Annotated in this window: 7 protein-coding genes and 1 pseudogene; 6 read left to right on the top strand and 2 right to left on the bottom strand. The window is 60.4% G+C overall.

Features of this window, described 5'->3' with window-relative positions; genetic code table 11:
• The 4 genes from E0F99_RS28030 to E0F99_RS28015 all read left to right on the top strand — a co-directional run.
• On the top strand, positions 1-1,165 hold a 1,165-nt coding region (locus E0F99_RS28030; RefSeq protein ID WP_130909060.1), incomplete at its 5' end, for a mannitol dehydrogenase family protein.
• A 74-nt stretch (positions 1,166-1,239) separates the two neighbouring features.
• On the top strand, positions 1,240-2,721 hold the full coding sequence (gene xylB / locus E0F99_RS28025) for a xylulokinase (protein WP_083358199.1): 1,482 nt from the start codon (positions 1,240-1,242) through the stop codon (positions 2,719-2,721).
• A 12-nt stretch (positions 2,722-2,733) separates the two neighbouring features.
• Positions 2,734-3,672: a carbohydrate kinase family protein gene (locus E0F99_RS28020; protein ID WP_083358198.1), complete on the top strand. Its 939-nt coding sequence runs from the start codon at positions 2,734-2,736 to the stop codon at positions 3,670-3,672.
• Between the two features lie 100 nt (positions 3,673-3,772).
• Complete coding sequence (locus tag E0F99_RS28015) at positions 3,773-4,042, top strand: DUF2790 domain-containing protein (RefSeq protein WP_083358197.1); 270 nt, start codon at positions 3,773-3,775, stop codon at positions 4,040-4,042.
• Between the two features lie 84 nt (positions 4,043-4,126).
• On the opposite strand, the gene E0F99_RS28010 is transcribed toward E0F99_RS28015, so the two are convergent.
• Positions 4,127-4,396, bottom strand: coding sequence for a DUF1652 domain-containing protein (locus E0F99_RS28010; protein WP_083358196.1), 270 nt, complete (start codon positions 4,394-4,396; stop codon positions 4,127-4,129).
• A gap of 223 nt (positions 4,397-4,619) precedes the next feature.
• Positions 4,620-5,285 (bottom strand): annotated as a pseudogene (locus E0F99_RS28005) (pyridoxal-phosphate dependent enzyme).
• A 273-nt stretch (positions 5,286-5,558) separates the two neighbouring features.
• Between E0F99_RS28005 and E0F99_RS28000 the strand changes: the two are divergent.
• Entirely contained in the window at positions 5,559-5,759 is a 201-nt protein-coding gene (locus tag E0F99_RS28000; protein WP_083358195.1) for a ParD-like family protein, read from the top strand.
• Entirely contained in the window at positions 5,759-6,517 is a 759-nt protein-coding gene (gene map, locus E0F99_RS27995; RefSeq protein WP_083358194.1) for a type I methionyl aminopeptidase, read from the top strand. Before E0F99_RS28000 ends, map begins: the two co-directional genes overlap by 1 nt.
• The last annotated feature ends 357 nt before the right edge of the window (positions 6,518-6,874 follow it).

Here is a 6,874-nt window from a genome sequence, read left to right as displayed (position 1 = left end):
GCTGGCCGAAAACGGTGCCCAGGGCCTGATCGACAAACTGGCCAGCCCACAGATTCGTATCGTCTCGCTGACCATCACCGAAGGCGGCTACTGCATCGACGACAGCAATGGCGAGTTCATGGCCCACCTGCCGCAGATCCAGCATGACCTGACGCACCCCACGTCGCCGAAAACCGTGTTCGGTTTTATCTGCGCCGCGCTGACGCAACGCCGTGCGGCCGGTGTTGCGGCGTTTACCGTGATGTCCTGCGATAACCTGCCCCACAACGGCGCCGTCACGCGCAAGGCGTTGCTGGCCTTCGCCGCCCTGCACAATGCCGAGCTGCATGACTGGATCAAGGCCAACGTGAGTTTCCCGAACGCCATGGTCGACCGCATCACACCGATGACCAGCACCGCCCACCGCTTGCAGTTGCACGACGACCATGGCATCGACGATGCCTGGCCGGTGGTCTGCGAACCTTTCGTGCAGTGGGTGCTGGAAGACTCGTTCGTCAACGGCCGCCCGGCCTGGGAAAAGGTCGGCGTACAGTTCACCGATGACGTGACCCCGTACGAAGAGATGAAGATCGGCCTGCTCAATGGCAGCCACCTGGCCCTGACTTACCTGGGTTTTCTCAAGGGTTATCGGTTTGTTCACGACACCATGAATGACCCGGTGTTGGTGGCGTATGTGCGCGCTTACATGGACCTGGACGTCACGCCGAACCTGGCGCCGGTGCCGGGCATTGACCTGACCGAGTACAAGCAGACGTTGGTGGATCGCTTCTCTAATCAGGCGATTGCTGACCAGCTGGAGCGGGTGTGCTCGGATGGGTCGTCGAAGTTTCCCAAGTTCACGGTGCCGACGATTAATCGCTTGATTGCCGATGGGCGTGAGACGGAGCGCGCTGCGTTGGTGGTTGCCGCTTGGGCGTTGTACTTGAAGGGTGTCGATGAGCGCGGCGTGACCTACAAAATTCCAGACCCGCGCGCAGAGTTCTGCCAAGGGTTGGTCACTGATGACGCCTTGATCAGCCAACGCCTGCTGGGCGTTGAGGAGATTTTCGGTAAAGCTATTCCCAACTCGCCTGAGTTTGTGGCAGCGTTCGAGCGGTGTTTTGTCAGCTTGCGCGACAAAGGCGTCACAGAAACCCTGCAACAACTTCTGAAGAAACCGGCTTAAACCTGTGGGAGCTGGCTTGCCTGCTCCCACATTGGCCGCATTTTTACTCCAACAATAATGCTGAGCACGCCACCATGACCCAGCAAAACCTTTACCTGGGCATCGACTGCGGTACCCAGGGCACCAAAGCCATCGTCCTCGACGCCACCAGCGGCAAAGTGCTGGGCCTGGGCGCCGCTGCGCATACGTTGATCAGCGGCGCCAACGGCCGCCGCGAACAGCACACCCAGGAATGGCTGGACGCCTTTACCGAAGCCACGCACCGCGCCTTGCAACAGGCCGGCGTGGACGGCCAGGACATCCTCGGCATCGGCGTCTCCGGCCAGCAACACGGCCTGGTGCTGCTCGATGACAGCGCTCAGGTACTGCGCCCGGCGAAACTCTGGTGCGACACCGAAACCGCGCCGCAAAACGAGCGCCTGCTGGAGCACCTGGGTGGCGAAAGCGGCTCGCTGGAACGCCTCGGCGTGGCGATTGCGCCGGGCTACACCGTGTCCAAACTGCTGTGGACCCGCGAGCAGCACCCGGACGTATTCGCGCGCATCGCGCATATTTTGTTGCCCCACGACTACCTCAACTACTGGCTCACCGGGCGTGCCGTCGCGGAATACGGCGACGCATCGGGCACCGGCTATTTCAACGTGCGCACGCGTGCATGGGACGTGGCGCTGCTCCAGCACATCGACCCCAGCGGCCGCCTGGAAGCCGCGCTGCCTGAGCTGATCGAGGCGAATCAACGCGTGGGCACAATCCTGCCAGCCATCGCCGAACGCCTGGGCATCAACCCCACCGCCAGCGTTTCCAGCGGTGGGGGGGACAACATGATGGGCGCCATCGGTACCGGCAATATCGCCCCCGGTGTGATCACCATGAGCCTGGGTTCGTCCGGCACCGTGTATGCCTTTGCCGATCAGCCGAATGTGAGCCCACAAGCGTCGGTGGCGACCTTCTGTTCTTCCAGCGGCGGTTGGTTACCGTTGATTTGCACGATGAACCTGACCAACGCCACGGGGGTGATTCGCGAACTGTTCGACCTCGACCTGGCCACCTTCAACGCCTTGGTCGCCGAGGCACCGATTGGCGCCGACGGCGTGAGCATGCTGCCCTTCCTCAACGGCGAGCGCGTGCCCGCCCTGCCCCACGCCACCGGCAGCGTGCATGGCCTGACCATGACCAACCTGACCCGCGCCAACCTGTGCCGCGCGGTGGTCGAAGGCACCACCTTCGGCCTGCGTTATGGCCTGGACCTGCTGCGCCAGACCGGCCTGCAAAGCCACAGCATCCGCCTGATCGGTGGTGGCTCGAAGAGCCCGGTATGGCGGCAGATGGTTGCCGATATCATGAACACCGAAGTGATCTGCACCGAACAAAGCGAAGCCGCCGCCCTCGGCGCGGCGATCCAAGCGGCGTGGAGCCAGTCCGGCGACTCCCTGGCCGCCCTGTGCGACAAATGCGTCAGCGTCGACCCGGCCAGCCGCACGCTGCCGGTGGCGGCCAGTGTCAGCGCCTACCAACAGGCTTACGCGCGCTATCAACAACTCGTGGCAACCCTTTAAGAGCGAACGACTATGTATCTGGTGTGTGGCGAAGCGCTGTTTGATTTTTTCAGCGAGGAGGATGCCAGCGGGCAGGCGTCCAAGCTCAATTACAAGGCGATTGCCGGCGGTTCGCCGTTCAACGTGGCCGTGGGTTTGCGCCGCCTGGGCATCGAGTCCGGGCTGTTCGGCGGGTTGTCCAACGACTTCCTCGGCCAGCGCTTGCTGCAAGTGCTCAAGGACGAAGGCGTCAGTGAGCAATTTTTGGTGGAATTCCCCGCACCGACCACCCTGGCGATGGTCGCGGTGGGTGCCAATGGCTCACCGCAATACAGCTTCCGTGGCGAAGGCTGTGCCGACCGCCAACTGCGGGCCGTGCACTTGCCCACGCTGGGCCATGAGATTCGCGGCCTGCACGTCGGTTCGTTTTCGCTGGTGGTGCAGCCCATCGGCGACACCCTACTCACGCTGGTCAAGCGTGAAAGCGGCAAGCGCCTGATCAGCCTCGACCCCAACGTACGGCTCAATCCGCAGCCGGACATTCAACTGTGGCGTGACCGCGTGGCCGAGTTGGTCAAGCATGCCGACCTGATCAAAGTCAGCGACGAAGACCTGCACCTGCTCTACCCCGACCAGTCGCCGCAAAGCGTACTGCAAGGCTGGTTGCAGCACCGCTGCCAACTGGTATTCCTCACCCGTGGCGGCGACGGCGCGACCGTCTTCAGCCGCCAGCATGGCAGTTGGTCTGCGCCTGCCGTCAAGGTGGTGATGGCCGACACGGTCGGGGCTGGCGATTCCTTCCAGGCGGCGTTGATTGCCTGGTTGACCGAGCAGCAGCTTGACTCTGTAGAAGGCCTGCAACTACTCACACGGGCGCACATCGACGCCATGCTCGGTTTCGCCATTCGCGCCGCCGCCCTGACCTGCAGCAAGACCGGCCCGGACCTGCCGTATCGCGCACAACTTGGATAAACGCAGCGTTTCATGAAGGTTTTGTCAGCCACGGCGAAATTAATCGATGGTTAATCGCGCAAGCCAAGAGTGAAGGTGTACCCACTTGCGGAGAACTACCATGACATTGCGCACATTGATGCTAGGCGGCGTATTGGCGCTGGCTGCGGTCTCGGGCCTGGCTCAAGCCGACACTCAACAAATGCCAGCCAAACCCGTGCCCTACAAGTACGGCATGCCGTTGAACATCGACAAGGTGATTGCCATGAACGAAACCCCAACCAACGACTGCAAAGTCATCAAAGCGGATATCAAGTTTGTAGACAAGGCCGGCAAGATCGAAGACGTGGGCTATCGGAAAATGTCCGAAGCCTGTGATTTCCAGAATTGAGCCGTCGGCGACTCAACAGAACCGTATTGGGCCTGGCGTTTACCAGGCCCACCGTTCTTCGGTCATTCAACCTCAAACCAGGGGCTAGTAATAGCCTCGCCCGCCCGCCCTTTGCAACGCGGGTGAATGAGTGTGTTTGAGGTCTTCACGCAACCCGGTGATCAGGTTGCAAATAGCTCGACTGCTGTCGAGTTTATCGGCGTTTATACCTTTGACTTCCAAATCCACTCGGTCACGGTCGCGGTCGTCATAGACTTTGATCGTCAACGAAGCATCTTCGGCTTTGGTGCATTCGCACCGTTTAGGCAGGAAACTTCCTTCAATAATGCTGCGAAGTTCTAATTCCGAAAGCATGGCCAACCTCTCCTTTTATGAGACTGCCAACAGATTATCGTGTGCCCGGCAGGCGCCTGCCTGCCGCGTCTTACCGACCTTGGAAGACGCTTACAATCACCAAGCGTACTCGGCAAAATCCGCCCTCGTTGTAACCTTTTCTCATAAGCGACGCGCGCAGCTATCTAAGTCTGCAGGCTCGGTGTCCATCATCGGCGAATAGCGCCGATTAAACGTTTATGCATTAAGTTGAACATTGCGCTGCGATTCTTTCTGCAACATGTCGCAAACTATCAACGTGGATATTGGCCCCGCAATTCACCGCCACCAAGGTGTGCCCGTGACGGCCAAGGCGCCTGAGGGTTCGATGATGGAACGCCTGGCGTCGTAGATCAGCTTGATGGTGCTGCACAATGGGTCGTTGCTGACGGTGATGACTTCATCAACCCAGTCGCGGCAGATTTCAACCCCATAGGCGCCGACCTGCGCCACGGCGGTGCCATCGGCAAACCCATCGACACCGCCTCGGCAACCCGTGAACGCACGCCCAGCACCTTCAACGCCGGCGTGCTGCACGGCATGACGATCTAAGCCTTGATCCCCGGCTCCCGCGCCGCCAGCGCCACACCTCGCGCATGCTTGCCCGCCGACGCCGTCACCACGCCGCACGCTTTTGGCTCGGCCGTGAGCTGCACCCGCTTGTTGTGGGTATCGCGAATCTTGAAGGAGAACGTTGGTTGCACGTCCTCGCGCTTGAGCAATACCTGATTGCCCAGCAGCGCCGACAACGCCGGTGCACCTGCAAAGGTGTGCGTACCGCCAGGTCGTAGACCGGGGCGGCCGGGATCTTTTTTACGCAATGCTCAAGCAGTCCCGGGGCGACGGTATCGCAAGTGGTGCAGGTGCGCATGGGTGTCTCCTGGCTTTTTGTAAAGGCTCTGAAGACGGACAAACAAAACCCGCCTCTAGGGCGGGTTTGGGTGCAGCCGTGTGCTATCCCGCCAAATGAGCAATGGCGGTAATAATGCTTGGCTGGCTGCGCAAAGCTTGAAAGACCATGCGTTGCAATCAGCCGGCGGTTACGGCGCAAGTCAATCGCCACCCGCCATTTAGCGGCGTGGGGGTTTACTGCTGATATACGAAACGTATACGCTTTGTATATCCACCTGAAACAGTGAACCTTATGGGCATCGTCAAGATCACCGACCAACTGCACGAACAGCTTCGCCTGGCCAGCGCGGCCATGGACCGCTCCATCAACGCCCAGGCCGAATTCTGGATCAAGATCGGCCTGCTCGCCGAACTCAACCCGCACCTGCCCTACAACGAGCTGATCAACAAGCTGTTGCTGGACAAGCCCGACCTGATCCGGGGGCGCTGCTGATGATCAAGACTGCCGCGCAATTGGCTGTGATGCGTGAATCCGGGCGCCTGCTCGCGCAGGTGTTCACGATGCTCGACGGCTTTGTCGCCGCCGGGCGCTCCACCCTGGAACTGGACGCCGCCGTCGAGGCCTTCATTCGCAACGACTTGAAGGCCCGCCCGGCGAGCCTTGGGCAATACAACTACCCCTTCTGCATCAACACCTCGATCAACGAGGTGGTGTGCCATGGCATGCCCAGTGCCAAGGACATGCTCAAGGACGGCGACATCATCAATATCGACATCACCCTGGAAAAAGGCGGCTTTATCGCCGACTCCAGCAAGATGTACATGATCGGCAACGTGGCGCCCAACGCGCAGCGCTTGGTGGAAAAGACCTTCGAGGCCATGTGGGCCGGCATTCGCCAAGTCAGGCCCGGCGCACGCCTGGGTGACATCGGGCATGCGATCCAGAGCCATGCACAAGCCAATGGCTACAGCGTAGTGCGTGAGTATTGCGGCCACGGTATTGGCCGTGAGATGCATGAAGAGCCACAGGTCCTGCACTTCGGCCGCCCCGGCACGGGGCTGGAACTGCGTGAAGGCATGGTGTTTACCATTGAACCGATGCTGAACCAGGGCAGCGCCAAGGTGCGCGACTTGAAGGATGGCTGGACGGTGGTGACCAAGGACAACAGTTTGTCGGCGCAATGGGAGCACACCGTGGCGGTGACGGCGGACGGGTTTGAGGTGCTGACCTTACAGCAAGTAATGGGTTGAGCATTGTCGATGTGCAGGCGGGTGCTGCGGGCATCTCCGTTATTTGGGTGATGGCTGAAATGGGTGGTGCCTGATAGACCGCGGTGCCTGCACCGCAGGCAAGCCAGCTTGTATGGTTAGACTTGTTGGGGTGGTGGGACTAAAAGCCAGCATCTGACTCTAGCCAGTACAGACCGTGGGAGACTTCGCCCCACCCCTTCACCAAAGCGCCGATAAGGAATGCATCGGCTATGACCGACGATAGAAGCAAGCCAGCGCAATGGTGAAGCCCCGACAAGCCTGCAAACCCTAACCCGGAGCGTTTTTCATGGCAATGACTGTCTCGCAATCAATCATCGGTGTGGATGTCGCTAAAGC

Source organism: Pseudomonas antarctica, assembly GCF_900624995.1.
In the GTDB taxonomy this organism is placed as follows: domain Bacteria; phylum Pseudomonadota; class Gammaproteobacteria; order Pseudomonadales; family Pseudomonadaceae; genus Aquipseudomonas; species Aquipseudomonas antarctica.
This window is presented reverse-complemented; position numbering and strand designations above follow the sequence as displayed.